We start from the raw sequence: 24,911 nt of genomic DNA, 5'->3' as shown, positions 1-24,911 counted from the left end.
AATCTTATTCCGCCGCGACCGGCTTTCCACATTGTTTACTGGCGCACAGACATTTAATCCCTTGCGCCGTTTTCTTTTCAATTAATAACGGATAGCGACATGCAGGACAAACTCCTGCGATGGGTTTGAAATTAATGACGAACTGGCAATCAGGGTAGCGATCGCATGACCAGAATGTTTTGCCATACCGCGACCGGCGCTGAACCAACTCGCCCTGCTGACACTGCGGACAAGTTATAGCCGTTGCATTTGGCTTATCAATGACTTCCGTATGTTCGCACTCGGGATAGTTACTGCAGCCGATAAACATACCGAATCGCCCCTGCCGCAGCACCAGCGTCGCCTGACATTCTGGACACTGCTGCCCTTCAAGCACTTTGACGATATGCCCGTCCGACTGGCCTTTTAACGGACGCACATAATCGCATTCCGGGTAATGTGAACAGCCAAGAAAAGGACCGTTTTTACCGGAACGAATGACTAACTCTGCCCCACATTGGGGGCAGGGTTCATTTTTAGGCACCGTGAAGAGTGCTGATTTGGTCATAACATCTCATGCCGCGCAAAATTTTAATGCAGCATACCTTCATTTACTTCGAAGAGTAATTCTTCCATTTGTTGATAGGCGTTTTCGCAGCCCGGGAGATTGAACAGCACCATCAATACCACCCATTTTAAGTCTTCCAGCTCAAACTCGGCGGTATCAAGCGCCAGCACGCGCTCAATCACCATTTCACGGGTTTCGAGGTTCAGCACCTGAATCTGCTCAAGGAAGAGTAAGAATCCCCGGCAGCAGGCATCCAGACGCAGGCTTTCTTCTTCCGTATAGATGCGCATGGAAAGCGGATCGGCAGCTAACTGCATCGGCTCGGTAAGCCCGTCCTGATAGTCAGCCAGCTTTTCCAGCCATACCAACGCGTTATAAATGTCTTCGCGATCAAAACCGGCATCGGTAAGATCGCGCGTCAATTTATCCTGATCAACGTGCACTTCCGCTTCGTTATGGATGTAGGTTTCAAATAAGTACATTAGTACGTCGAACATGGCATGCCCTCCTCAATCGGACATAGCCGCCGGGTACAGCTGCGATCCATCCTGCTAACTCCAGTTCGAGCAGCTGGGCTACCGTCTCTGGCACAGGTTGGCCGGCACGTTCAGCGACGACGTCAACAGGTGTAACCTCATCTCCTACGTTAGCCAACAGCTCAGGAAATGGCAATGTGTGTTCCCCTTCATCGCGTGAATATATTGAGGATTTGCGCGGCAGGGAGAGCCATTGCAGTTCGCATGCCAGGTACTCAAGAATGTTTGACGGACGGCTTACCAGCGTAGCGCCTTGTTTTATCAGCCAGTGCGGGCCTTCGCTGCCCGGACTTCCGGCAGCTCCCGGCAGGGCGAAGACTTCTCTTCCCTGTTCAACAGCATATCTGGCGGTGACCAGTGAGCCGCTTCGTTCAGAGGCTTCGACAACAAACACGCCCCGGCTAAGGCCGCTTATGATGCGATTACGCCGTGGAAAATTGCCCGGCCATGGGGGCGTTTTCAGAGGGAATTCTGAAACAATAGCCCCGCCATTCTCCAGAATATGATGAGCAAGCTGTTTATGACGCCTGGGATAAATATCCGCAAGACCATTTCCTAATACAGCGACGGTTTTGCCCTGAACCTGTAATGCTGCACGGTGCGCGACAGCATCAATGCCCAACGCCAGACCGCTGGTTATTGTCAGCCCTTCAGCCGCCAGCGATTCGCAGAAGATACGGCACCATCTTTCACCATAAAAGGAGAGATTACGACTGCCGACCACGGCTAACTGGCTGCTGGCGAGCAGGTCAATATCACCGGCCACGAATAACGCGGCCGGGAAACAATCTATAGAACGGAGCTGCTGCGGGTACTTCGGACTATTCACCGTCAGAAGATGATGGTCCGGTTGTGCAAGCCAGAGGTAAGCCGCGTCCCGTTCTCGCTCGCTAAAAGCAGTAAACTGTGCAATCTGCCGGGAGGACAAACCGGCTCTGGCAAGCGATGCGGGACTGCAATCAGAACCTGAAGCCAGTAAATGCGCTGTTTCGAGCATCCTGTCGCCGCTCAGGCTATTAACCGCCATCAGACGCAACCAAATCTCCGTTGGCAACACAGTTTCCCCCTGCCACAGGCAGTAAAAGCAATCCTTGCGATTGGCCACTGATGCTGTCAATCAGCCGGGGAAATGTCTAGAATAGAGAGAAGAAACCTTTCTACTACTGAATACAGCTCTGGATATTTATGGCAGTTTTGCAAGTGTTACATATTCCGGACGAGCGCCTTCGCAAAGTCGCAACGCCGGTCAAAGAAGTGAATGCGGAAATCCAACGTATCGTTGATGATATGTTCGACACGATGTATGACGAAGAGGGTATCGGCCTTGCGGCGACCCAGGTCGATATTCATCAGCGCATTATCGTGATCGATGTTTCCGAAAATCGCGACGAGCAGCTGGTGTTAATCAACCCGGAACTGCTGGAAAAAAGCGGCGAGACCGGTATCGAAGAAGGCTGCCTGTCTATTCCGGAACAGCGCGCTCTGGTGCCACGCGCCGAGAAAGTGAAGATTCGCGCCCTGGATCGTGAAGGTAAGGCTTATGAACTTGAAGCGGATGGCCTGCTGGCCATCTGCATTCAGCATGAAATGGATCATCTGGTCGGTAAACTGTTTATCGATTATCTGTCGCCACTGAAACAACAGCGTATTCGTCAGAAAGTTGAAAAACTCGACCGTTTGAAAGCGAAAGCTTAAGGACAGAACTCAAGGTGACAGATTCACTGCGTATTATTTTCGCCGGCACTCCCGATTTTGCAGCGCGTCATCTTGACGCGCTGTTGTCTTCCGGACATCAGGTAGTCGGCGTATTCACACAACCCGATCGTCCGGCAGGCCGCGGCAAGAAGCTGATGCCGGGTCCGGTAAAAGTCCTGGCCTGTGAAAAAGAGATCCCCGTCTTTCAACCCGCCTCCTTGCGCCCGGAAGAAAATCAGCAGCTGGTTGCCGATTTAAATGCGGATGTTATGGTCGTTGTCGCCTATGGGCTGATTCTGCCAAAAGCGGTGCTTGCTATGCCGCGCCTCGGCTGTATTAACGTACATGGCTCGTTGCTTCCACGCTGGCGTGGCGCTGCGCCGATTCAACGTTCCTTATGGGCGGGCGATGCGCAAACGGGCGTTACCATTATGCAAATGGATGTGGGCCTCGATACGGGCGATATGCTTTATAAGCTGGCCTGCGATATCGGTCCGCAAGACACCAGCGCAACCCTTTATGACAAGCTTGCCGATCTGGGCCCTCAGGGTTTGCTGGAAACGTTAAGCCAGCTTGCGTCGGGCACGGCTTTACCGGAAGTTCAGGACGAAGCCCTGGTGACCTACGCCGAAAAACTGAGCAAAGAAGAAGCTCGCCTTGACTGGTCGCTTTCGGCCGCCCAGCTTGAGCGCTGTATTCGCGCGTTTAACCCGTGGCCGATGAGCTGGTTTGAAGTTGACGATCGGCCGATCAAAGTCTGGCGCGCCACCGCTATCAATAAGCAGCACGGCGCTAAGCCAGGCACTGTCCTCGAAGCCGGTAAAGAAGGTATTCAGGTCGCGACCGCAGACGGCATTTTAGCGCTTGAAGAGCTGCAGCCTGCGGGCAAAAAAGCGATGCAAGCGCAGGATCTGTTGAACTCCCGCCGTGAATGGTTCGAGCCGGGCGCCCTTCTCGCCTGAGACAGCAAATATCTTACGCCCGGGAAAATTCCTGGGCATTTTTGTTTTTAAGCGCCGAAAAACAGAGCGTGGCTATGAAAAAATCCTTAAATCTTCGCAGTCTGGCAGCCCAGACTATTGAGCAGGTTGTCGAAAAAGGGCAATCGCTCAGCAGTGCGTTGCCTTTGATGCAACAAAAGGTCTCTGATAAAGATAAAGCCCTACTTCAGGAGCTGTGCTTTGGCGTGTTACGCACGTTACCGCAGCTTGAATGGCTGGTGAGCAAGCTGATGTCCCGTCCGATGACCGGCAAACAGCGCACCATCCACTATTTGATCATGGTAGGTTTTTATCAGCTGCTTTATACCCGCATTCCTCCCCATGCAGCATTAGCGGAAACGGTTGAAGGCGCCGTTGCTATCAAGCGCCAGTCGCTGAAAGGGCTGATTAACGGCGTCCTGCGTCAGTTCCAGCGTCAGCAGGAAGAGCTGATGGCCGAAGCGGCAAATCATGAAAGCCGTTTTCTTCATCCCGCCTGGCTGATACAACGCATCAGGAAAGCTTACCCGGACCAGTGGCAAAGTATCCTTGAGGCAAATAACCTGCGTCCGCCGATGTGGCTGCGAGTAAACCGCCAGCATCATTCGCGTGATGAGTGGCTCAGGCTATTAGAAGAAACCGGGCTGGAAGGGCGTCCTCATTCGTGCTATCGCGATGCCGTATGCCTGGATACGCCGGCTCCGGTCTATGCTTTACCGGGCTTCGATAAGGGCTGGGTCACCGTGCAGGATGCTTCCGCTCAGGGTTGCGTCGATCTGCTGGATCCGCAGGATGGCGAAACGATCCTCGATTTATGCGCCGCTCCCGGCGGGAAAACGACGCATATTCTCGAAGCCGCCCCTGGCGCTAAGGTCATGGCGGTAGATGTCGATCCGCAGCGTCTTAAACGCGTAGGCGAAAATCTTCAGCGCCTCGGCATGAGTGCAGAAGTGAAAGAAGGCGATGGCCGTTTCCCTTCTCAATGGTGCGGCGAGCAGCAGTTCGATCGGATTTTGCTGGATGCGCCATGCTCAGCTACCGGCGTCATCCGCCGTCATCCGGATATTAAATGGCTGCGTCGTGACAGAGATATCGCCGAACTGGCAGAGCTGCAGAAAGAGATTCTGGAAGCTATCTGGCCGCATCTGAAACCAGGCGGCACGCTGCTTTATGCAACCTGCTCCATTTTACCCGAAGAGAACAGCCAGCAGATCGCCGCCTTCCTTACGCGTCATCCGGAAGCAAAACTTGTGGTAACAGGCACGCCGGAACAGCCTGGCATACAAAATTTGCCTGCGGAGCGGGAAGGCGACGGCTTCTTTTACGCTAAGCTTATTAAAAACTGACTCATCTCTTCCTGAGTCGTCAGTTTCATCATCAATGAAGCTATAAACAATGAAAATAATCATTCTGGGCGCCGGCCAGGTTGGCGGTACCCTGGCCGAAAACCTGGTGGGTGAAAACAACGATATTACCGTTGTGGATACGAATCAGGACCGCCTGCGCAGCCTGCAGGATAAATTTGACCTTCGCGTTGTTCAGGGCCACGGCTCTCATCCTCGCGTTTTGCGCGAAGCCGGGGCAGATGATGCCGATATGCTGGTAGCCGTCACCAGCTCCGATGAAACTAACATGATCGCCTGCCAGGTCGCGTATTCGCTGTTTAATACGCCGAACCGTATAGCGCGTATCCGCGCGCCGGATTATGTGCGCGACGCAGAGCGTCTGTTCAATGCCGAAGCGGTACCAATAGATCATCTTATCGCGCCTGAACAGCTGGTTATCGATAACATCTATCGCCTGATTGAATATCCCGGCGCGCTGCAGGTCGTGAATTTCGCCGAGGGTAAAGTCAGCCTGGCCGTCGTTAAAGCCTATTACGGCGGGCCGCTGGTGGGTAACGCGCTGTCGACTATGCGTGAACATATGCCGCACATTGAAACACGCGTTGCTGCGATCTTCCGCCATGACCACCCGATCCGGCCACAAGGTTCAACCATCGTGGAGGCAGGCGACGAAGTATTTTTTATTGCGGCATCGCAAAATATTCGTGCGGTAATGAGCGAGCTGCAAAGATTAGAGAAGCCCTACAAGCGAATCATGCTGGTCGGCGGCGGCAACATCGGCGCGGGTCTGGCGCAGCGGCTTGAAAAAGACTACAGCGTTAAGCTTATCGAACGCGATCCGCAGCGTGCGGCAGAGCTGGCCGAGATGCTGCAAAATACTATCGTCTTCTATGGCGATGCTTCCGATCAGGAACTGCTGGCCGAAGAGCATATTGAGCAGGTCGATCTGTTTATAGCCGTTACCAATGATGATGAAGCGAACATCATGTCTGCGATGCTGGCAAAGCGGATGGGCGCCAAGAAAGTGATGGTGCTGATTCAGCGTCGCGCTTATGTCGATCTGGTTCAGGGCAGCGTGATTGATATCGCCATTTCACCTCAGCAGGCTACGATCTCGGCTCTTTTAAGCCATGTGCGTAAAGCTGATATCGTCAGCGTTTCTTCTTTGCGTCGTGGCGTTGCGGAAGCTATCGAAGCCGTGGCGCACGGCGATGAAAGCACCTCCAGGGTTGTTGGCCGCGTGATTGATGAGATTAAACTACCGCCGGGCACCATCATTGGCGCGGTAGTTCGTGGTAACGATGTCATGATTGCTAATGACAATTTGCGTATTGAGCAAGGCGATCATGTGATTATGTTCCTGACAGACAAGAAATTTGTCAGCGATGTTGAACGTCTGTTCCAGCCAAGCCCCTTCTTCCTCTGATCAAAAAGGGGCGGCAATTATGCCGCTCTTTTTAGTACCATTTCTTAAAACCACTTTTAAATTAAGGCATTAGTTATGAGGTCTTATTCGTCAATTAATGGAAAACAGAGGATCATTTGTTAGACTTGTTAACGTCAGCCGGTTCAAGGAGATAAAAATGAGTATGTTAAAAGAGTTCCGCGAGTTCGCAATGCGCGGCAACGTTGTTGATTTGGCGGTAGGTGTCATTATTGGTGCCGCATTCGGGAAAATCGTGTCGTCTCTGGTTGCGGATATTATTATGCCGCCGCTCGGGCTGCTGATTGGTGGAATTGATTTTAAACAGTTCGCGCTGACGTTACGTCCGGCGGTAGGTGATGTGCCGGCGGTAGTGATGCATTACGGCGTTTTCATTCAGAACGTGTTTGATTTTCTGATTGTCGCCTTCGCTATTTTCATGGCGATAAAACTGATCAACAGACTTAACCGTAAGAAGAAAGAAGAGCCGAAGGAAGCGCCTGCTCCCACCAAAGAAGAAGTATTGCTGAGTGAGATTCGCGATCTGCTTAAACAGCAGAATGAACGCATTTGATTCTGCTCGTTAAAAGCGGAAGGCCAGTGGTAAAAAAGCACTCTGCCTGTTTGCCACTGGCCTCCCAGCTACCACGCTTACCATGTTTTGCATTACGCTGATAGCTTCCTTTCCCTTTCTTATTCTGTTCAACTCTCTGACGAAATAGCGGGTCGTGCAATAAAGCCTCGATGGCGTTATCTTTGATAACCCCTTTCTTGTGCTGATAGCGGCTCATAAAAACTCCAGGATGATTAAAATAACGACGAGATTCTATGCCTGCGCTAAACATACAGCAACAGCTATTTTCTCCGGCTTGCGCCCTGCTCCAGCGCTTCGAGTATTGAGCAATAAACGCTGCTGTGCGCGCTGCCGCAGCACGTATCATTGAGCCGCTGTAACGATTTACGCATATGTTCCAGCTCGCTGATTTTTGCCTCAACCTCTTTCAGGCGGCTTTGTACAATGCCCTTCGACTCCTGACAGGTGTGATGCTCAGGATCGATGCGGATCGATAGCAACTCACGGATGGTTTCAAGCGTAAAGCCTAGCTGCTTGGCATAGCGGATAAACTTAAGGCGCTGAAGATCGGTTTCACCGTAGAGCCGGAAACCGCCCTCGGTCCTTACCTCATGCTCCATCATTTGCTGCTTTTCGTAATAACGGATGGTATCAGGTGTGACATCAGCAAGCCTCGCCAGTTCTCCAATACGATACATCAACTATTCCTCTACTTTATGAAGCAACGCGTCGGCATATTCCCCGTGCAGGAAATCCGTGCTTAAACCAGCCTGGCGTAGCTTTAATTCAAGCAGCATTAATTTTTTGCTGATAGCCGGGTAATCCGGATGCGCCTGATCGATGGTTCTGAGCAGGTCGTTAAGCTCGATGGCATCTTTACGCTGCTGAAGTTCGGGCGGCAGACAACCGGCATTTTTTAAAAGGCGAAAAGCTGTGCGCAATTCTGCCGGAATATGGGAATCGTCATCAAGCACGAGCGGACGCCCGGCACCCGGTAGTGCATCGAACTCACCTTTACGCTGAGAGTCAACAATATGGCGTTCAGCCCATTGATCGAGTAGCCACATAAGCGTTCAACATCAGGCCAGAAATAAATCAAGAATACGACGGAATCGTGCGGAAAGGGAAATTGCAGATATAAAAAAACCGGGCAAGCCCGGTTTTTCTACGTTACTGCAGATTACTCTGCAGCAGCTCCTGTTTGAGACTCGGCGCGATCAACCAGCTCGATGTAAGCCATCGGAGCATTGTCACCAGCACGGAAGCCACACTTCAGAATACGAGTGTAACCACCTGTACGGCTCGCAAAACGCGGACCCAGTTCATTAAACAGTTTTGCCACGATCTCGTTATCACGAGTACGGGCGAATGCCAGACGACGATTAGCAACGCTATCAGTCTTGGCAAGAGTAATCAGCGGCTCAACTACGCGACGCAGCTCTTTCGCTTTAGGCAGGGTCGTCTTGATGATTTCATGACGAACCAGTGAACCTGCCATATTGCGGAACATAGCCTGGCGATGGCTGCTGTTGCGGTTCAGTTGACGACCACTCTTACGATGGCGCATGACCTTATCCTTCTCAGTAAAACCTTAACCTGTGATCCGGTTACTCGTCAGCGATGCTTGCCGGTGGCCAGTTTTCCAGGCGCATGCCCAGAGACAGTCCACGGGAAGCCAGCACGTCTTTAATCTCAGTAAGAGATTTTTTACCAAGGTTAGGCGTTTTAAGCAGCTCAACCTCAGTACGCTGTACCAGATCACCGATATAGTGGATAGCTTCTGCCTTAAGGCAGTTAGCAGAGCGGACAGTCAATTCCAGATCGTCAACAGGGCGCAGCAAGATCGGATCGAATTCTGGTTTCTCTTCTTTAACTTCCGGCTGACGTACATCACGTAAATCAACGAAAGCTTCAAGTTGTTCAGCCAGAATGGTTGCCGCACGACGAATCGCCTCTTCAGGATCGATTGTGCCGTTGGTTTCCATTTCGATGACCAGCTTGTCCAGGTCGGTACGCTGTTCAACACGCGCTGCTTCAACATTGTAGGCAATACGCTCTACAGGGCTGTAGCAGGCGTCGACCAGCAGACGGCCGATTGGGCGCTCATCTTCTTCCGAATGAATTCGGGCAGAGGCCGGCACATAACCGCGACCGCGCTGAACTTTGATACGCATACTAATAGATGCGTTCTCATCGGTCAGGTGGCAGATCACGTGCTGCGGCTTGACGATTTCGACATCACCATCATGAGTGATGTCGGCTGCAGTCACAGGGCCAATGCCAGATTTATTCAGGGTAAGAATAACTTCATCTTTGCCTTGAACTCTCACCGCCAGCCCTTTCAGGTTGAGCAGGATTTCCAGGATATCTTCCTGAACGCCTTCTTTGGTGCTGTACTCATGTAGTACACCATCAATCTCAACCTCTGTCACCGCGCAACCCGGCATAGACGAAAGCAGAATACGGCGCAGTGCGTTACCAAGAGTATGGCCAAAGCCACGCTCTAAAGGCTCAAGGGTCACCTTGGCGTGCGTCGAACTCACTTGCTCGATATCTACCAGGCGCGGTTTTAGAAACTCTGTCACAGAACCCTGCATTGTGTCCTCTCTTTGGTACTAAGCTTTACTTGGAGTAAAGCTCGACGATCAGGTGTTCGTTAATGTCCGCAGACAGATCGGTACGCTCAGGCTTACGCTTGAACAGACCTTCCATCTTGGCAGCATCAACTTCCAGCCAGGTTGGCTTTTCACGCTGCTCAGCCAGCTCCAGAGCGGCCTTCACGCGAGATTGCTTTTTGGCTTTCTCACGGATGCTGACTACGTCATTCGGAGTTACCTGATAAGAAGCGATGTTAACAACACGACCATTTACCATTACTGACTTGTGGCTAACCAGCTGACGTGCTTCTGCACGAGTAGCGCCAAAGCCCATACGGTAAACAACGTTGTCCAGACGACCTTCCAGCAGAGTCAACAGGTTTTCACCGGTGTTGCCTTTCAGACGAGCTGCTTCTTTATAGTAGTTACGGAACTGACGCTCCAGCACACCGTAGGTACGGCGAACTTTTTGCTTTTCACGCAACTGCACACCATAGTCAGACAGACGCGGTTTACGCGCACCGTGCTGGCCAGGAGCTTGTTCAATTTTACACTTGGTATCGATCGCGCGAACGCCAGACTTAAGGAATAAGTCCGTGCCCTCACGACGGCTCAGCTTGAGCTTAGGACCCAAATATCTTGCCATTTTCTTTCTCCAACATTCCTAAAAAAACGGGCGTTATACGCGACGTTTTTTCGGCGGACGACAACCGTTGTGAGGGATCGGAGTCACATCAGTAATATTAGTGATGCGGAAACCAGCGGCGTTCAGAGCACGAATAGTAGATTCGCGACCCGGACCCGGTCCCTTAACCATAACTTCCAGGTTCTTGATACCGTATTCTTTCACGGCTTCTGCGCAACGCTCTGCTGCAACCTGAGCTGCGAACGGAGTAGATTTGCGAGAACCACGGAAACCGGAACCACCGGCAGTTGCCCAACCCAAAGCGTTACCCTGACGATCGGTAATAGTAACGATTGTGTTGTTGAAAGAAGCATGGACATGAGCCACGCCGTCAGAGACTTGTTTTCTTACACGCTTACGTGCACGAACTGGTGCCTTTGCCATTATTCAATCACCCCGATTATTTCTTGATCGGTTTGCGCGGACCCTTACGGGTACGGGCGTTGGTCTTGGTACGCTGACCGCGTACTGGAAGACCACGACGATGACGCAAACCGCGATAGCAACCAAGGTCCATCAGACGCTTGATGCTCATGCTCACTTCACGGCGCAGATCACCTTCAACGACAAATTTGGCAACTTCGTCACGCAGCGTGTCGATTTGTTCTTCAGACAGCTCACTGATCTTAACATCTTCAGCGATACCCGCAGAGGCACAAATGGCCTTAGAGCGAGTCTTGCCGACACCGTAAATCGAAGTCAATGCGATTACGGCATGTTTCTGATCAGGAATGTTAATGCCTGCTATACGGGCCACTATGCACTCCTACTATTTTGATTATGCGTCCCATACCGAAAAGCCCGTTTTCAGGATACTCAAATGGAAACGCATAGACATACAAAAGATTGGCTGGCTAATCTAGCCAGCTCAACCCAACTTTGCAAGAAAAATATGCGAGATAATCAGCCTTGACGCTGTTTATGCTTCGGCTCGGCGCTGCAAATCACGCGAATAACACCGTCACGCTTAACGATTTTGCAGTTACGACATAATTTCTTGACGGAAGCACGAACTTTCATTTTTACTCTCCGTAACTTCTCAAGCGACGATTAACGGCCGTAGCCTTTCAGGTTCGCTTTCTTCAATGCAGACTCGTACTGACTGGACATCATCAGAGTTTGCACTTGAGCCATAAAGTCCATGATGACCACGACGACAATAAGCAGTGAGGTCCCACCGAAGTAGAACGGCACTTTCATCGCATCACGCATGAACTCCGGGATTAGGCAGATAAAGGTAATGTAGAGCGCACCAACCAGGGTCAGGCGCGTCATTACTTTATCAATATACTTCGCCGTTTGTTCTCCCGGACGAATTCCTGGTACAAATGCACCGGACTTCTTCAGGTTATCTGCTGTTTCACGCGGGTTGAAAACCAACGCCGTATAGAAGAAACAGAAGAAGATGATTGCAGACGCATAGAGTAACACATAAAGCGGTTGCCCAGGCTGCAAATACAGCGAAATTGTTGTCAGCCAGTTCCAACCGGTACCGCCCCCGAACCATGACGCGATGGTCGCCGGGAACAGAATAATACTGGAAGCAAAGATCGCCGGGATAACCCCTGCCATGTTCACTTTCAGCGGTAAATGCGTGCTCTGCGCAGCATAGACACGACGACCCTGTTGACGTTTCGCGTAGTTTACCACAATGCGGCGTTGGCCACGCTCAACAAAAACAACGAAGAAGGTCACTGCGAATACTAATACTGCAACCAACAGCAACAGGAGGAAGTGCAGGTCGCCTTGCCGCGCTTGTTCGATGGTATGGCCAATGGCCGGCGGTAAACCCGCAACGATACCCGCGAAGATTATGATTGAGATACCGTTGCCGATACCGCGTTCAGTAATCTGTTCGCCAAGCCACATAAGGAACATAGTTCCGGTGACCAGACTCACAACAGCGGTGAAATAGAATGCAAAGCTTGGGTTTAACACCAGGCCTTGCATACCAGGCATATTCGGTAAACCGGTAGCAATACCGATTGACTGGAATATTGCCAACACCAGAGTGCCGTAGCGGGTGTACTGGCTGATCTTACGACGACCAGACTCCCCTTCTTTCTTTAACTCTGCTAACGCTGGATGAACCACCGTCAGCAGCTGGATAATGATCGATGCCGAAATGTACGGCATGATACCCAATGCAAAGATAGAAGCACGGCTGAGAGCACCACCAGAGAACATGTTAAACATTTCAATGATAGTGCCTCGCTGTTGTTCAAGCAGTTTGGCAAGTACAGCGGCATCAATACCAGGGATCGGAATAAAAGAGCCAACGCGGAACACAATCAGCGCACCGATAACAAACATCAGTCTGCGTTTCAGCTCGCCAAGCCCACCTTTAGCACTTTGAAAATCTAATCCCGGTTGCTTTGCCATCTGCTACTTATTCCTCGATTTTACCGCCAGCAGCTTCGATAGCAGCACGAGCGCCTTTGGTGACACGCAGGCCGCTAACAGTTACCGGACGAGTGACCTCGCCAGACAGGATCACTTTCGCGAACTCAATCTGAATACCGATAATGTTTGCTGCTTTCAGCGTGTTCAGGTCAACTACGTCGCCTTCAACTTTCGCCAGATCGGACAGACGAATCTCTGCGGTGATCATTGCTTTGCGAGAGGTGAAACCGAATTTCGGCAGACGACGGTACAACGGCATCTGGCCACCTTCGAACCCACGACGTACGCCACCGCCAGAACGAGAGTTCTGACCTTTGTGACCACGACCGCCGGTTTTGCCGAGACCAGAACCGATACCACGACCCAGACGCTTGGAAGCGTGCTTAGACCCTTCGGCTGGAGACAGAGTATTTAAACGCATCTCTTACTCCTCAACTTTAACCATGTAGGAAACCGCGTTGACCATACCACGTACAGCAGGAGTATCCTCACGCTCTACGGTGTGGCCAATACGACGCAGACCCAGGCCAAGCAGCGTTGCCTTGTGTTTCGGCAGACGACCGATTGCACTGCGGGTTTGTGTAATTTTAATAGTCTTTGCCATGGTCAATTACCCCAGAATTTCTTCAACGGATTTACCACGCTTGGCAGCGACCATTTCCGGAGACTTCATATTCGCCAGGCCATCAATAGTTGCACGAACCACGTTAATCGGGTTGGTGGAACCATATGCTTTAGCCAGAACGTTATGCACTCCAGCGACTTCCAGAACGGCGCGCATTGCACCACCGGCGATGATACCGGTACCTTCGGAAGCCGGCTGCATGAACACACGAGAGCCTGTATGCACGCCTTTAACAGGGTGCTGCAGGGTGCCGTGGTTCAGCGCGACGTTAATCATGTTGCGACGGGCTTTTTCCATCGCTTTCTGGATCGCTGCTGGAACTTCACGCGCTTTACCGTAACCAAAACCAATGCGACCGTTACCATCACCAACCACTGTCAGAGCAGTGAAGGAGAAAATACGACCACCTTTAACGGTTTTAGATACGCGATTTACCGCGATCAGCTTTTCCTGCAGTTCGCCAGCTTGTTTTTCGATGTGAGCCATCTTACACCTCTACCTTAGAACTGAAGGCCAGCATCACGGGCAGCATCTGCCAGTGCCTGGACACGACCATGATATTGGAAACCAGCACGGTCAAAAGCAACAACGGTGATGCCTTTTTCCAGCGCGCGCTCTGCAACAGCTTTACCCACAGCTGCAGCGGCGTCTTTGTTTCCAGTGTACTTCAGTGGCTCAGCGATAGCTTTCTCTACAGTAGAGGCAGCTACCAGCACTTCTGAACCGTTTGATGCGATAACCTGTGCGTAAATGTGACGCGGGGTACGATGTACCACCAGACGAGTCGCACCCAGTTCTTTAAGCTTGTGACGTGCGCGGGTCGCACGACGGATACGAGCAGATTTCTTATCCATAGTGTTACCTTACTTCTTCTTAGCCTCTTTGGTACGCACGACTTCGTCGGCGTAACGAACACCCTTGCCTTTATATGGCTCAGGACGACGGTAGGCACGCAGGTCAGCAGCTACTTGGCCGATCGCCTGTTTATCAGCGCCTTTCAGCACGATTTCAGTTTGAGTCGGACATTCAGCAGTGATACCCGCTGGCAGCTTATGCTCAACAGGGTGAGAGAAGCCCAGGGCTAAATTCACCACGTCGCCTTTAACAGCCGCACGATAACCTACACCAACCAGCTGCAGCTTCTTAGTGAAGCCTTCGGTAACACCGACAACCATTGCATTTAATAACGCACGAGTGGTACCCGCCTGGGCCCACGCGTTTGCAAAGCCTTCGCGCGGAGCGAAAGTCAGAGCATTATCAGCGTGATTAACTTCAACAGCATCGTTGATAGTACGAGTCAGCTCGCCGTTCTTACCTTTGATCGAAATAACCTGACCGTTGAGTTTTACCTCTACGCCAGCAGGAATAACGACCGGTGCTTTAGCAACACGAGACATTTTATTCCTCCAATTAGGCTACGTAGCAGATAATTTCGCCACCAAGACCAGCCTGGCGCGCTGCACGATCAGTCATAACACCTTTAGAGGTAGAAACGACAGCAATACCCATACCGGCCATAACTTTAGGCAGCTCATCTTTTTTCTTATAGATGCGCAGACCTGGGCGGCTGACTCGCTGAATGCTCTCTACCACAGCCTTGCCCTGGAAATACTTAAGAGTCAGTTCCAGTTCAGGCTTAGTGTCGCCTTCAATTTTAAAATCTTCGATATAGCCTTCTTCTTTCAGCACGTTGGCAATTGCCAATTTCAGCTTGGAGGAAGGCATGGTGACCGCAACTTTATTCGCGGCTTGACCGTTACGGATACGGGTCAGCATATCCGCGATCGGATCTTGCATGCTCATCTGTCTTTACTCCCGTGATTCAATTGGTGACAATTACCAGCTAGCCTTCTTAAGACCCGGAATTTCACCGCGCATAGCGGCTTCACGGACCTTAATACGGCTCAACCCGAACTTCCGCAGGAAAGCGTGCGGACGACCAGTTTGACGGCAGCGGTTACGCTGACGAGACGGGCTGGAATCACGCGGCAGGGACTGCAGCTTAAGAACTGCATCCCAACGTTCTTCGTCGGATGAGTTCACACCAGAGATAATAGCTTTCAATTCCTCGCGTTTAGCGCGGTATTTGTCAGCCAGTTTTACGCGAACGACTTCGCGTGCTTTCATGGATTGCTTAGCCATTAGTAACCCTACCTTACTTGCGGAATGGGAAGTTAAAGGCAGCCAGCAGAGCACGGCCTTCATCATCAGATTTCGCAGTAGTGGTAATGGTAATATCCAAACCACGAACGCGATCGACTTTGTCATAGTCGATTTCTGGGAAGATGATCTGCTCACGGACACCCATGCTGTAGTTACCACGGCCATCGAATGACTTAGCGGACAAGCCACGGAAGTCACGGATACGTGGTACAGCAATGGTGATCAGGCGCTCAAGGAACTCCCACATGCGTTCGCCACGCAGAGTTACTTTACAGCCGATCGGATAGCCCTGACGGATTTTGAAGCCTGCAACAGATTTGCGTGCTTTGGTGATCAACGGTTTTTGACCGGAGATTGCTGTCAGGTCAGCTGCTGCGTTATCCAGCAGTTTCTTGTCAGCGATCGCTTCACCAACACCCATATTCAGGGTGATCTTCTCGACCCGAGGGACTTGCATGACAGAATTGTAGCTAAACTCAGACATGAGTTTTTTAACTACTTCGTCTTTGTAGTAATCATGCAGTTTCGCCATCGTACTACTCCAAATTACTTGATAGTTTCGCTGTTAGACTTGAAGAAACGGACTTTTTTGCCGTCTTCGAATCTAAAGCCTACACGGTCAGCCTTGCCGGTTGCCGCATTGAAGAGCGCAACGTTAGAAACCTGAATTGCAGCTTCTTTTTCAACGATGCCGCCTGGTTGGTTCAGGGCCGGAACCGGCTTCTGATGTTTTTTAACCAGGTTGATACCTTCAACGATGAGCTTGCCGGAAGACAAGACATTCTTAACTTTACCGCGCTTACCTTTATCTTTACCGGTTAACACGATAACTTCGTCATCACGACGGATTTTAGCTGCCATGATTCGCTCCTTAGAGTACTTCTGGTGCCAGAGAGATAATTTTCATGAACTTCTCATTACGCAGTTCACGAGTTACCGGCCCAAAAATACGCGTGCCGATTGGCTGCTCGCTGTTATTATTTAAAATAACGCATGCATTACCATCGAAGCGAATGACAGAACCGTCCGGGCGACGAACACCCTTCTTGGTGCGCACCACTACCGCTTTCAGCACATCGCCTTTCTTCACCTTACCGCGAGGAATTGCTTCCTTGATGGTAATTTTGATGATGTCGCCGACGCCTGCGTAGCGACGGTGCGAGCCACCCAGAACCTTGATACACATTACGCGACGCGCGCCGGAGTTGTCGGCCACGGTCAGCATAGTCTGTTCTTGGATCATTTCAGTGCTCCGCTAATGTCAACTACTACTTCGGGACCTAAATTTTAGGTCGTAAAAAGCCCCATAAACGAGGGCGCGGCATTATAACACCGGTTCCTGAATATGGGTAGAAAAAATAAACGGCTCACTGCTGAGCCGTTTATTTGTATTGAGAAGGCTTACTGTATTACAGAACCGCTTTCTCTACAACGCGAACCAGCGTCCAGGACTTGGTCTTGGACAATGGACGGCATTCGCGGATTTCAACCACGTCGCCGATTCCACATTCGTTGTTCTCGTCATGTACGTGCAGTTTGGTCGTACGCTTGATGAATTTACCGTAAATCGGGTGTTTCACAAAACGTTCGATAGCAACAACGATGGATTTCTGCATCTTGTCACTAACAACACGACCTTGCAGAGTACGGATTTTATCGGTCATTACGCACCCGCCTTCTGAGTCAGTAAAGTCTTAACACGTGCAACATCACGACGCACTTGCTTCAGCAGGTGAGTCTGTTGCAGCTGGCCACTCGCCGCTTGCATACGCAGGTTGAACTGCTCACGCAGCAAGTTCAGCAGCTCGGTGTTCAGCTCTTCAACACTCTTTTCACGCAGCTCTTTTGCTTTCATTACATCACCGTCTTAGTTACAAAGGTGGTTTTAATCGGCAGTTTCGCTGCTGCCAGCCTGAAGGCTTCACGGGCCAGCTCTTCAGGTACGCCGTCCATTTCATACAGGACTTTACCTGGCTGGATCAAGGCAACCCAATACTCCACGTTACCTTTACCTTTACCCATACGCACTTCAAGCGGCTTCTCGGTGATTGGTTTATCCGGGAATACACGGATCCAGATCTTACCCTGACGCTTAACTGCACGTGTCATGGCACGACGTGCTGCTTCGATCTGACGTGCAGTCAGACGACCACGGCCAACAGCTTTCAGACCGAAAGTGCCGAAGCTAACATCCGTACCTGCAGCCAGACCACGGTTGCGGCCTTTGTGCACTTTACGGAATTTTGTACGCTTTGGTTGTAACACAGCGACTCTCCTTACTTACGGCCTTTACGCTGCTGCTTTTTAGGTTGAGCAGCCGGTTTTTCCGGTTGTTCAACAGCAGCCATCCCACCCAGGATCTCACCTTTGAAGATCCACACTTTAACGCCAATTACACCATAAGTGGTGTGCGCTTCAGAGGTGTTATAGTCGATGTCAGCACGCAGTGTGTGCAACGGCACGCGACCTTCACGGTACCATTCGGTACGTGCGATCTCGGCGCCGCCCAGACGGCCGCTAACTTCAACTTTGATACCTTTCGCGCCCAGACGCATGGCATTCTGTACAGCACGCTTCATAGCACGACGGAACATAACGCGACGTTCCAGCTGAGAAGTGATGCTGTCAGCAACCAGTTTTGCGTCCAGTTCAGGCTTACGAACTTCGGCGATATTGATCTGTGCAGGAACGCCAGCGATATCCGCTACGACCTTGCGCAGTTTTTCTACGTCTTCGCCTTTCTTACCGATAACGATGCCAGGACGAGCGGTGTGAATAGTCACACGAATGCTCTTAGCCGGACGCTCGATAACGATACGAGATACAGACGCCTTCGCCAGTTCCTTTGTCAGGTACTGACGAACTTTAAAATCGCTGTCCAGGTTGTCAGCGAATTCTTTGGTGTTCGCAAACCAGGTAGAGTTCCATGGTTTTACAATACCCAGGCGAATACCATTAGGATGTACTTTCTGACCCATTGCTAGTCTCCAGAGTCTCAGCGATCGGACACAACCACAGTAATGTGGCTGGTGCGCTTCAGGATGCGATCTGCACGACCTTTTGCACGCGGCATAATGCGCTTCATGCTAGGGCCTGCGTCTACGAAGATTTTCGCGACTTTCAGATCGTCGATGTCAGCGCCATCGTTGTGTTCAGCGTTAGCAATGGCAGATTCCAGTACTTTCTTAACCAATACAGCCGCTTTCTTATTGGTGTAGGTCAGAATATCCAGAGCCTGCGACACTTTCTTACCGCGAATCAGGTCAGCAACAAGGCGAACCTTCTGAGCAGAAGAACGAGCATGGCGATGTTGAGCTAAAGTTTCCATCTCTTCCTCCTACCTTATTTCTTCTTCGCTTTTTTATCAGCAGCGTGGCCGCGATAAGTACGAGTCGGTGCGAATTCACCCAGTTTGTGGCCGACCATTTCATCGGAAACAAAGACTGGAACGTGCTGACGACCATTATGGACAGCGATGGTCAAACCGATCATGTTAGGAAAGATCGTTGAACGACGGGACCAAGTGCGCAGGGGCTTCTTGTCACCGCTTTCCACCGCTTTCTCTACCTTCTTCAGCAAGTGCAGGTCAATAAAAGGACCTTTCTTGAGAGAACGTGGCATGGCTTATCCTCTAAAATTATTTGCTACGGCGACGTACGATAAATTTATCAGTACGCTTGTTGCTGCGGGTCTTCTTACCTTTGGTCTGAACGCCCCACGGAGTTACCGGGTGCTTACCAAAGTTACGACCTTCACCACCACCATGTGGGTGGTCGACTGGGTTCATCGCAGTACCGCGAACGGTAGGACGAATACCACGCCAGCGAGAGGCACCTGCTTTACCCAGAACGCGCAGCATATGCTCAGCATTGCCAACTTCGCCCAGCGTTGCGCGGCAGTCAGCTTCGACTTTACGCATTTCACCAGAACGCAGACGCAGGGTAACGTAAGCACCATCACGTGCAACGATCTGCACATAGGTACCAGCGGAACGTGCCAGCTGACCGCCTTTACCAGGTTTCATTTCTACGTTATGAACAGTAGAACCAACCGGGATATTGCGCATCGGCAGGGTGTTACCAGCTTTGATTGCAGCATCAACACCAGATTGAATCTGGTCACCAGCTTTCAGGCCTTTAGGGGCCAGAATGTAACGGCGCTCGCCATCTTTGTACAGAACCAGTGCGATATTCGCAGAGCGGTTCGGATCGTACTCAAGACGTTCAACAACAGCTGGGATACCGTCTTTGTTGCGTTTGAAGTCAACAATACGATAAGCCTGCTTGTGACCACCACCGATGTGACGAGTGGTGATGCGGCCATTGTTGTTACGGCCACCAGATTTGCTGTTTTTTTCAACCAGCGGAGCAAAAGGTTTGCCCTTATGCAGCTCAGGGTTAACCACTTTAACAACGTGGCGACGACCCGGAGATGTCGGTTTACATTTAACAACTGCCATTGTTTTTCTCCTCCGACTTACTCAGCGCCGCCGACGAAGTCCAGATTCTGGCCTTCCTTCAGGGTGACGTAAGCTTTTTTCCAGTCGCTACGACGACCGATACGCTGTCCATGACGCTTAGTTTTCCCTTTAACAACCAGGGTATTCACGCCTTTAACTTCAACTTCGAACAGTTTCTCAACAGCAGCAACGATCTCTGCTTTGGTCGCGTCTTTAGCAACTTTGAGTACGATGGTATTGGTTTTTTCCATCGCCATAGATGCTTTTTCAGATACGTGCGGCGCGCGCAGTACTTTCAGCAGACGTTCTTCACGGATCATGCCAGCATCTCCTCAACTTGCTTAACTGCGTCAGCAGTCATAACGACTTTGTCGAAGGCGATCAGGCTAACTGGGTCGATACCTGCTACATCGCGCACATCAACCTTATGCAGGTTACGCGCAGCCAGGAACAGATTCTCATCCAGTTCGCCGGTGATGATCAGCACATCTTCCAGAGCCATGTCTTTCAGTTTCTGAGCAAGCAGCTTAGTTTTAGGCGCTTCAACAGAGAACTGTTCGACAACGATCAGACGATCCTGACGTACCAGTTCGGACAGAATGCTTTTCAGCGCGCCGCGGTACATCTTTTTGTTAACTTTTTGACTGTGGTCCTGCGGGCGAGCAGCGAAGGTTACGCCACCGGAACGCCAGATCGGGCTCTTGATAGAACCTGAACGCGCACGGCCGGTACCTTTCTGGCGCCACGGTTTTTTACCGGAACCAGTTACTTCAGCACGGGTCTTCTGAGCACGAGTACCTTGACGGGCACCAGCTGCATAAGCAACTACAACCTGATGTACCAGCGCTTCGTTGAAATCACGACCGAAGGTAGTTTCGGAAACAGTCAGCGCGCTTTGCGCGTCTTTCAATACTAATTCCATTGCTATCCCCTTACGCCTTCACAGCTGGTTTAACGATAAGGTCGCTACCGGTTGCACCCGGAACTGCACCTTTCACCAGCAGCAGGTTGCGCTCAGCGTCAACGCGTACTACGTCCAGGCTCTGAACGGTTACGCGTTCGTTACCCAGTTGGCCTGCCATTTTCTTGCCTTTGAACACTTTGCCCGGAGTCTGGTTCTGACCGATAGAACCCGGAACGCGGTGAGACAAGGAGTTACCGTGAGTAGCATCCTGGGTACGGAAGTTCCAGCGCTTAACGGTACCTGCGAAACCTTTACCTTTAGAGGTGCCAGTTACGTCTACTTTTTTAACTTCAGCAAACAGCTCAACGCTAATGTCCTGACCTACGGTGAACTCTTCGCCTTCAGCAAGACGGAATTCCCACAGACCACGGCCAGCTTCAACGCCAGCTTTAGCAAAGTGACCAGCTTCCGGCTTGGTTACACGGTTAGCTTTTTTAGCACCAGTGGTCACCTGAACAGCACGGTAGCCGTCGTTAGCCAGGTCTTTAACCTGAGTAACACGGTTTGCTTCTACTTCGATAACGGTTACTGGGATAGAAACGCCGTCTTCAGTGAAGATACGGGTCATACCCACTTTTTTACCGACTAAACCAATCATTGTTTCAACCTCTCAATCGTCAATGACCTGATTAACCCAGGCTGATCTGCACGTCTACACCGGCAGCCAGATCCAGACGCATCAGAGCATCAACGGTTTTCTCAGTTGGCTCAACGATGTCAACCAGACGCTTGTGAGTGCGGATCTCGTACTGATCGCGCGCGTCTTTGTTGACGTGCGGAGAAATCAGAACGGTAAAGCGCTCTTTGCGGGTCGGCAGCGGGATCGGACCACGGACTTGCGCACCAGTGCGCTTAGCAGTCTCGACGATTTCCGCAGTTGATTGATCGATCAGACGATGATCAAACGCTTTAAGGCGGATACGGATTCTTTGGTTCTGCATGAGACCAGAGCTCCAATTATTTTATAGACGAAAAAAATTACTACTCGAGCCCATTACGATTGATGGGAGAGTGTAATCGTTCATACATAGCCCCCCTGTTGGGGACATTGTTGGCAGCAACTTCGCTACCGGGTTCATATCGAACCAGCCGTCAATTAAGACAGGCCCGCGCATTATACGTAAATACGGCCGCTAAGCAAGCCATGCTTACGAATTAAACAGTTTTTTCTGTAATAAAGTCGCGACGGATTCCAGCAAGCCTGTAAAAATTGCAAACGTCGACAATACCCTGGAAGAGATCCCGAAAATGGCTAAACCTCCCTTTTTCCTTTCTGCCGTTCTGAATTAGGGTTGTATAACTTTTTCAGGAGCCGCAACCATGATTATTCTCCCTCCCCTGCCGACGCTGGCCTTCATAGCTATATATGTAGCGCTACTGCTCCGGCTCAGCTGGATTGATGTAAGACAACGCTTACTGCCCGACCACCTGAACTATTCGCTGCTATGGTCCGGGTTGTTGTTCCACGTTACTGTCTCCCCGGATCGCCTGGCTTCAGCCGTGACAGGGGCAGTCACCGGTTACTTAAGCCTCTGGTCACTCTTCTGGTGTTATTTTTTTGTGCGCAAATGCGAAGGTATCGGATACGGGGATATGAAGCTGCTGGCGGCATTAGGAGCGTGGCATGGCTGGCAAAGCCTGCCGTGGCTTGTGCTGATCGCGGCGGTATGTGGTTTAGCTCTGGCGGGGATAAATAAAGTCTGGCAAACGCGCACTGGTCGCCTAATCACCACACCGCTACCTTTTGGGCCCTGCCTTGCGATAGCGGGTGGCGTCACAGGATGGTGTAACCATTACTCTTTATAGATTAACGGCTTCAACTGGCTTCTTTAAGCTGTGACTGGAGATAGTTCTGCAGACCAATTTTGGCAATCAGATCCAGTTCCGTTTCAAGCCAGTCAATATGGTGTTCTTCCTCCGTGAGGATTTGAATCATCATGTCACGGCTGACATAGTCATGGATGGTATCTGCATAGGCGATGGCTTCGCGTAAATCTTTAGCGCCCTCCATCTCGAGATTGAGATCTGAGCGCAGCATCTCTTCAACGTCTTCCCCGATATGCAGTTTGCCTAAATCCTGCAGGTTGGGTATGCCCTCAAGAAATAAAATACGTTCGATATATTTATCGGCGTGTTTCATTTCATCGATGGATTCATGGTACTCAACGTCGTTGAGGCGCATCAGGCCCCAGTTTTTGAACATTCTCGCATGGAGAAAATACTGATTGATGGCGACAAGCTCGTTTCCCAATAATTTATTGAGGTAATTTATTATCTTAATATCACTTTTCATTTTTAACTCCCTCCGCTTCCACTACATGAAGCGTAGATGTAGCACGGAGTAAGTCAAAAAAAAGTGACTGACTTAAGCAATCTCTTTAAATTCCGGGATCTGTAACAGCTCTTCCTGCATGATTTCTCGCGCCGCGTGAATACACTTCCCGCACTGGTTGCCAACCGGAATAAATTTGCGAAGCTGCTGGAAAGATTGCGGCTGGAACTGGCGCACTGCCTGACGAATTTTCTTATCACTCACACCATTACACAAGCAAACGTACATAAGCACTCCCGTTCAATTTCTGCGCAAAGTGTAAATGAGAATAGTTATGATTACAATAGCACACGCCTGATTGCTGCCGGCTAAAAGCTGTAAAAAATGCCAAAAAAAAGAGCGCCGAGGCGCTCTTTTTCATACAAAGGTATCAGCGATTAAGCGATAACTTTAGCAACAACACCCGCGCCCACGGTACGGCCGCCTTCACGGATGGCGAAACGCAGACCGTCGTCCATCGCGATTGGGTGGATCAGGGTGACAACCATTTTGATGTTGTCGCCCGGCATAACCATCTCAACGCCTTCCGGCAGCTCGATGGTACCGGTCACGTCAGTTGTACGGAAGTAGAACTGTGGACGGTAGCCTTTGAAGAACGGCGTATGACGGCCGCCTTCGTCCTTGGACAGGATATAAACTTCAGATTCGAACTGGGTGTGCGGCTTGATGGAGCCTGGCTTAGCCAGTACCTGACCACGTTCGATTTCTTCACGTTTGATACCGCGCAGCAGAACGCCAACGTTCTCACCGGCACGGCCTTCGTCCAGCAGTTTGCGGAACATTTCAACGCCGGTACAGGTGGACTTGGCAGTCTCTTTGATACCAACGATTTCAACTTCTTCGCCAACTTTAACGATACCGCGCTCCACACGACCGGTAACCACGGTACCACGGCCGGAGATGGAGAACACGTCTTCGATTGGCAGCAGGAACGGCTTGTCGATAGCACGCTCTGGTTCCGGGATGTAGGAATCCAGGTAGCCTGCCAGCTCAACAATCTTCGCTTCCCACTCAGCTTCGCCTTCCAGCGCTTTCAGCGCAGAACCACGAACGATTGGGGTATCGTCGCCCGGGAAGTCGTACTGGGACAGAAGTTCACGCACTTCCATCTCAACCAGCTCCAGCAGCTCTTCGTCATCAACCATGTCGCATTTGTTCAGGAACACGATGATGTAAGGAACGCCTACCTGACGACCCAGCAGGATGTGCTCGCGGGTCTGTGGCATCGGACCATCAGTCGCAGCAACAACCAGGATCGCGCCGTCCATCTGCGCAGCACCGGTGATCATGTTTTTAACATAGTCGGCGTGGCCCGGGCAGTCTACGTGTGCGTAGTGGCGAGTCGGGGTGTCATATTCAACGTGGGAAGTGTTGATGGTGATACCACGAGCTTTCTCTTCCGGCGCGTTATCGATCTGGTCGAATGCACGGGCAGCACCGCCGTAGGTTTTAGCCAGAACGGTAGTGATTGCTGCAGTCAGGGTAGTTTTACCATGGTCAACGTGGCCGATGGTGCCGACGTTAACGTGCGGTTTTGTACGTTCAAATTTTTCTTTAGACACGGCTATATTCCTTACTATTG

At 51.0% G+C, this 24,911-nt stretch carries 43 protein-coding genes; 6 read left to right on the top strand and 37 right to left on the bottom strand.

Going from position 1 to position 24,911, the window contains the following annotated elements:
* Window positions 1–4 precede the first annotated feature (4 nt).
* From WLO31_RS01755 to dprA, 3 genes are read right to left on the bottom strand one after another with little or no spacing between them, the layout of a single operon-like run.
* The gene (locus WLO31_RS01755; RefSeq protein WP_435928827.1) at window positions 5–547 is read right to left on the bottom strand and encodes a DNA topoisomerase family protein; all 543 of its coding nucleotides are present in this window, start codon (window positions 545–547) and stop codon (window positions 5–7) included.
* Between the two features lie 23 nt (window positions 548–570).
* Window positions 571–1,044: a DUF494 family protein Smg gene (gene smg, locus WLO31_RS01750; protein WP_435928826.1), complete on the bottom strand. Its 474-nt coding sequence runs from the start codon at window positions 1,042–1,044 to the stop codon at window positions 571–573.
* On the bottom strand, window positions 1,016–2,140 hold the full coding sequence (gene dprA / locus WLO31_RS01745; protein ID WP_435928825.1) for a DNA-protecting protein DprA: 1,125 nt from the start codon (window positions 2,138–2,140) through the stop codon (window positions 1,016–1,018). Before dprA ends, smg begins: the two co-directional genes overlap by 29 nt.
* A 128-nt stretch (window positions 2,141–2,268) precedes the next feature.
* On the opposite strand from dprA, the gene def reads away from it, so the two are divergent.
* The 5 genes from def (at window position 2,269) to mscL (ending at window position 7,101) form a co-directional block, all read left to right on the top strand.
* Window positions 2,269–2,778, top strand: a complete 510-nt coding sequence (def, locus tag WLO31_RS01740) for a peptide deformylase (RefSeq protein WP_435928824.1) — start codon at window positions 2,269–2,271, stop codon at window positions 2,776–2,778.
* Between the two features lie 14 nt (window positions 2,779–2,792).
* The gene (gene fmt / locus WLO31_RS01735) at window positions 2,793–3,740 is read left to right on the top strand and encodes a methionyl-tRNA formyltransferase (protein ID WP_435928823.1); all 948 of its coding nucleotides are present in this window, start codon (window positions 2,793–2,795) and stop codon (window positions 3,738–3,740) included.
* A 74-nt stretch (window positions 3,741–3,814) separates the two neighbouring features.
* A complete protein-coding gene (gene rsmB, locus WLO31_RS01730) occupies window positions 3,815–5,104 on the top strand; it encodes a 16S rRNA (cytosine(967)-C(5))-methyltransferase RsmB (RefSeq protein WP_435928821.1) in 1,290 nt (429 codons plus the stop codon).
* Between the two features lie 49 nt (window positions 5,105–5,153).
* A complete protein-coding gene (trkA, locus tag WLO31_RS01725) occupies window positions 5,154–6,530 on the top strand; it encodes a Trk system potassium transporter TrkA (protein ID WP_435928820.1) in 1,377 nt (458 codons plus the stop codon).
* 157 nt (window positions 6,531–6,687) lie between these two features.
* On the top strand, window positions 6,688–7,101 hold the full coding sequence (gene mscL, locus WLO31_RS01720) for a large-conductance mechanosensitive channel protein MscL (RefSeq protein ID WP_435928819.1): 414 nt from the start codon (window positions 6,688–6,690) through the stop codon (window positions 7,099–7,101).
* On the opposite strand, the gene WLO31_RS01715 is transcribed toward mscL, so the two are convergent.
* The 31 genes from WLO31_RS01715 to rpsJ all read right to left on the bottom strand — a co-directional run bounded on the left by WLO31_RS01715 (window position 7,076) and on the right by rpsJ (window position 21,938).
* Complete coding sequence (locus tag WLO31_RS01715; protein WP_435928818.1) at window positions 7,076–7,318, bottom strand: alternative ribosome-rescue factor A; 243 nt, start codon at window positions 7,316–7,318, stop codon at window positions 7,076–7,078. The genes mscL and WLO31_RS01715 overlap by 26 nt on opposite strands.
* A gap of 64 nt (window positions 7,319–7,382) precedes the next feature.
* Window positions 7,383–7,799, bottom strand: coding sequence for a Zn(2+)-responsive transcriptional regulator (zntR, locus tag WLO31_RS01710; RefSeq protein ID WP_435928817.1), 417 nt, complete (start codon window positions 7,797–7,799; stop codon window positions 7,383–7,385).
* 3 nt (window positions 7,800–7,802) lie between these two features.
* A complete protein-coding gene (locus tag WLO31_RS01705) occupies window positions 7,803–8,168 on the bottom strand; it encodes a DUF1992 domain-containing protein (protein WP_435928816.1) in 366 nt (121 codons plus the stop codon).
* Between the two features lie 113 nt (window positions 8,169–8,281).
* Complete coding sequence (gene rplQ / locus WLO31_RS01700) at window positions 8,282–8,668, bottom strand: 50S ribosomal protein L17 (protein WP_435928815.1); 387 nt, start codon at window positions 8,666–8,668, stop codon at window positions 8,282–8,284.
* A gap of 40 nt (window positions 8,669–8,708) precedes the next feature.
* Window positions 8,709–9,698 (bottom strand): DNA-directed RNA polymerase subunit alpha, encoded by a 990-nt coding sequence (locus WLO31_RS01695; protein ID WP_002438685.1) that lies wholly within the window; start codon window positions 9,696–9,698, stop codon window positions 8,709–8,711.
* Between the two features lie 25 nt (window positions 9,699–9,723).
* Complete coding sequence (rpsD, locus tag WLO31_RS01690) at window positions 9,724–10,344, bottom strand: 30S ribosomal protein S4 (protein ID WP_167614994.1); 621 nt, start codon at window positions 10,342–10,344, stop codon at window positions 9,724–9,726.
* A gap of 33 nt (window positions 10,345–10,377) precedes the next feature.
* Complete coding sequence (gene rpsK, locus WLO31_RS01685; RefSeq protein WP_004138423.1) at window positions 10,378–10,767, bottom strand: 30S ribosomal protein S11; 390 nt, start codon at window positions 10,765–10,767, stop codon at window positions 10,378–10,380.
* A gap of 16 nt (window positions 10,768–10,783) precedes the next feature.
* Window positions 10,784–11,140, bottom strand: coding sequence for a 30S ribosomal protein S13 (rpsM, locus tag WLO31_RS01680; RefSeq protein WP_121264456.1), 357 nt, complete (start codon window positions 11,138–11,140; stop codon window positions 10,784–10,786).
* Window positions 11,141–11,286: 146 nt separating this feature from the next.
* The gene (rpmJ, locus tag WLO31_RS01675) at window positions 11,287–11,403 is read right to left on the bottom strand and encodes a 50S ribosomal protein L36 (RefSeq protein ID WP_000868187.1); all 117 of its coding nucleotides are present in this window, start codon (window positions 11,401–11,403) and stop codon (window positions 11,287–11,289) included.
* A 30-nt stretch (window positions 11,404–11,433) separates the two neighbouring features.
* Window positions 11,434–12,765, bottom strand: a complete 1,332-nt coding sequence (secY, locus tag WLO31_RS01670) for a preprotein translocase subunit SecY (RefSeq protein ID WP_435928814.1) — start codon at window positions 12,763–12,765, stop codon at window positions 11,434–11,436.
* 7 nt (window positions 12,766–12,772) lie between these two features.
* A complete protein-coding gene (rplO, locus tag WLO31_RS01665; RefSeq protein WP_121264450.1) occupies window positions 12,773–13,207 on the bottom strand; it encodes a 50S ribosomal protein L15 in 435 nt (144 codons plus the stop codon).
* Between the two features lie 3 nt (window positions 13,208–13,210).
* Window positions 13,211–13,390, bottom strand: a complete 180-nt coding sequence (gene rpmD, locus WLO31_RS01660; RefSeq protein WP_004846568.1) for a 50S ribosomal protein L30 — start codon at window positions 13,388–13,390, stop codon at window positions 13,211–13,213.
* Window positions 13,391–13,396: 6 nt separating this feature from the next.
* Entirely contained in the window at window positions 13,397–13,897 is a 501-nt protein-coding gene (rpsE, locus tag WLO31_RS01655; RefSeq protein ID WP_121264447.1) for a 30S ribosomal protein S5, read from the bottom strand.
* 14 nt (window positions 13,898–13,911) lie between these two features.
* Window positions 13,912–14,265 carry a 50S ribosomal protein L18 gene (rplR, locus tag WLO31_RS01650; RefSeq protein WP_435928813.1) on the bottom strand — a complete coding sequence of 118 codons (354 nt, stop codon included), beginning with the start codon at window positions 14,263–14,265 and terminating at the stop codon, window positions 13,912–13,914.
* Window positions 14,266–14,274: 9 nt separating this feature from the next.
* A complete protein-coding gene (rplF, locus tag WLO31_RS01645; protein ID WP_435928812.1) occupies window positions 14,275–14,808 on the bottom strand; it encodes a 50S ribosomal protein L6 in 534 nt (177 codons plus the stop codon).
* A 13-nt stretch (window positions 14,809–14,821) separates the two neighbouring features.
* Window positions 14,822–15,214: a 30S ribosomal protein S8 gene (gene rpsH / locus WLO31_RS01640; protein WP_121264439.1), complete on the bottom strand. Its 393-nt coding sequence runs from the start codon at window positions 15,212–15,214 to the stop codon at window positions 14,822–14,824.
* Window positions 15,215–15,247: 33 nt separating this feature from the next.
* Window positions 15,248–15,553, bottom strand: a complete 306-nt coding sequence (gene rpsN, locus WLO31_RS01635) for a 30S ribosomal protein S14 (RefSeq protein ID WP_121264437.1) — start codon at window positions 15,551–15,553, stop codon at window positions 15,248–15,250.
* 13 nt (window positions 15,554–15,566) lie between these two features.
* Entirely contained in the window at window positions 15,567–16,106 is a 540-nt protein-coding gene (gene rplE / locus WLO31_RS01630; protein ID WP_435928811.1) for a 50S ribosomal protein L5, read from the bottom strand.
* Between the two features lie 14 nt (window positions 16,107–16,120).
* Window positions 16,121–16,435: a 50S ribosomal protein L24 gene (gene rplX, locus WLO31_RS01625; RefSeq protein ID WP_041142967.1), complete on the bottom strand. Its 315-nt coding sequence runs from the start codon at window positions 16,433–16,435 to the stop codon at window positions 16,121–16,123.
* A 10-nt stretch (window positions 16,436–16,445) separates the two neighbouring features.
* Entirely contained in the window at window positions 16,446–16,817 is a 372-nt protein-coding gene (rplN, locus tag WLO31_RS01620; protein ID WP_008457164.1) for a 50S ribosomal protein L14, read from the bottom strand.
* Window positions 16,818–16,983: 166 nt separating this feature from the next.
* Window positions 16,984–17,238: a 30S ribosomal protein S17 gene (rpsQ, locus tag WLO31_RS01615; RefSeq protein WP_058914299.1), complete on the bottom strand. Its 255-nt coding sequence runs from the start codon at window positions 17,236–17,238 to the stop codon at window positions 16,984–16,986.
* Window positions 17,238–17,429, bottom strand: a complete 192-nt coding sequence (gene rpmC, locus WLO31_RS01610; RefSeq protein WP_008457158.1) for a 50S ribosomal protein L29 — start codon at window positions 17,427–17,429, stop codon at window positions 17,238–17,240. Before rpmC ends, rpsQ begins: the two co-directional genes overlap by 1 nt.
* Window positions 17,429–17,839, bottom strand: a complete 411-nt coding sequence (gene rplP / locus WLO31_RS01605) for a 50S ribosomal protein L16 (protein WP_435928810.1) — start codon at window positions 17,837–17,839, stop codon at window positions 17,429–17,431. The genes rpmC and rplP overlap by 1 nt, the downstream gene beginning before the upstream one ends.
* Window positions 17,840–17,850: 11 nt before the next feature.
* Window positions 17,851–18,552, bottom strand: a complete 702-nt coding sequence (gene rpsC, locus WLO31_RS01600; RefSeq protein ID WP_000529945.1) for a 30S ribosomal protein S3 — start codon at window positions 18,550–18,552, stop codon at window positions 17,851–17,853.
* 17 nt (window positions 18,553–18,569) lie between these two features.
* Window positions 18,570–18,902: a 50S ribosomal protein L22 gene (rplV, locus tag WLO31_RS01595; protein ID WP_067427351.1), complete on the bottom strand. Its 333-nt coding sequence runs from the start codon at window positions 18,900–18,902 to the stop codon at window positions 18,570–18,572.
* 14 nt (window positions 18,903–18,916) lie between these two features.
* On the bottom strand, window positions 18,917–19,195 hold the full coding sequence (gene rpsS, locus WLO31_RS01590) for a 30S ribosomal protein S19 (protein WP_001138115.1): 279 nt from the start codon (window positions 19,193–19,195) through the stop codon (window positions 18,917–18,919).
* Window positions 19,196–19,211: 16 nt separating this feature from the next.
* On the bottom strand, window positions 19,212–20,033 hold the full coding sequence (rplB, locus tag WLO31_RS01585) for a 50S ribosomal protein L2 (RefSeq protein WP_167615002.1): 822 nt from the start codon (window positions 20,031–20,033) through the stop codon (window positions 19,212–19,214).
* Between the two features lie 17 nt (window positions 20,034–20,050).
* Entirely contained in the window at window positions 20,051–20,353 is a 303-nt protein-coding gene (gene rplW, locus WLO31_RS01580; RefSeq protein WP_034499029.1) for a 50S ribosomal protein L23, read from the bottom strand.
* On the bottom strand, window positions 20,350–20,955 hold the full coding sequence (gene rplD / locus WLO31_RS01575; protein ID WP_167615006.1) for a 50S ribosomal protein L4: 606 nt from the start codon (window positions 20,953–20,955) through the stop codon (window positions 20,350–20,352). The genes rplW and rplD overlap by 4 nt, the downstream gene beginning before the upstream one ends.
* Before the next feature lie 10 nt (window positions 20,956–20,965).
* A complete protein-coding gene (gene rplC / locus WLO31_RS01570; RefSeq protein ID WP_016538466.1) occupies window positions 20,966–21,595 on the bottom strand; it encodes a 50S ribosomal protein L3 in 630 nt (209 codons plus the stop codon).
* Between the two features lie 31 nt (window positions 21,596–21,626).
* Window positions 21,627–21,938 (bottom strand): 30S ribosomal protein S10, encoded by a 312-nt coding sequence (rpsJ, locus tag WLO31_RS01565; protein WP_001181005.1) that lies wholly within the window; start codon window positions 21,936–21,938, stop codon window positions 21,627–21,629.
* Window positions 21,939–22,317: 379 nt separating this feature from the next.
* On the opposite strand from rpsJ, the gene WLO31_RS01560 reads away from it, so the two are divergent.
* The gene (locus WLO31_RS01560) at window positions 22,318–22,803 is read left to right on the top strand and encodes a prepilin peptidase (protein WP_435928800.1); all 486 of its coding nucleotides are present in this window, start codon (window positions 22,318–22,320) and stop codon (window positions 22,801–22,803) included.
* A 10-nt stretch (window positions 22,804–22,813) separates the two neighbouring features.
* Here the strand turns inward: WLO31_RS01560 and bfr are convergent, their stop codons facing one another.
* The 3 genes from bfr to tuf form a co-directional block, all read right to left on the bottom strand.
* Window positions 22,814–23,290, bottom strand: a complete 477-nt coding sequence (gene bfr / locus WLO31_RS01555; RefSeq protein WP_435928798.1) for a bacterioferritin — start codon at window positions 23,288–23,290, stop codon at window positions 22,814–22,816.
* Between the two features lie 72 nt (window positions 23,291–23,362).
* Window positions 23,363–23,557, bottom strand: coding sequence for a bacterioferritin-associated ferredoxin (gene bfd, locus WLO31_RS01550; protein WP_435928796.1), 195 nt, complete (start codon window positions 23,555–23,557; stop codon window positions 23,363–23,365).
* Between the two features lie 149 nt (window positions 23,558–23,706).
* A complete protein-coding gene (gene tuf, locus WLO31_RS01545) occupies window positions 23,707–24,891 on the bottom strand; it encodes an elongation factor Tu (protein ID WP_435928230.1) in 1,185 nt (394 codons plus the stop codon).
* Window positions 24,892–24,911: the final 20 nt, after the last annotated feature.

Source organism: Dryocola sharpae (assembly GCF_051307055.1).
Lineage (GTDB): Bacteria > Pseudomonadota > Gammaproteobacteria > Enterobacterales > Enterobacteriaceae > Dryocola.
The sequence above is the reverse complement of the archived record's forward strand: the minus strand, read 5'-3'. Positions and strand labels throughout refer to the sequence as shown.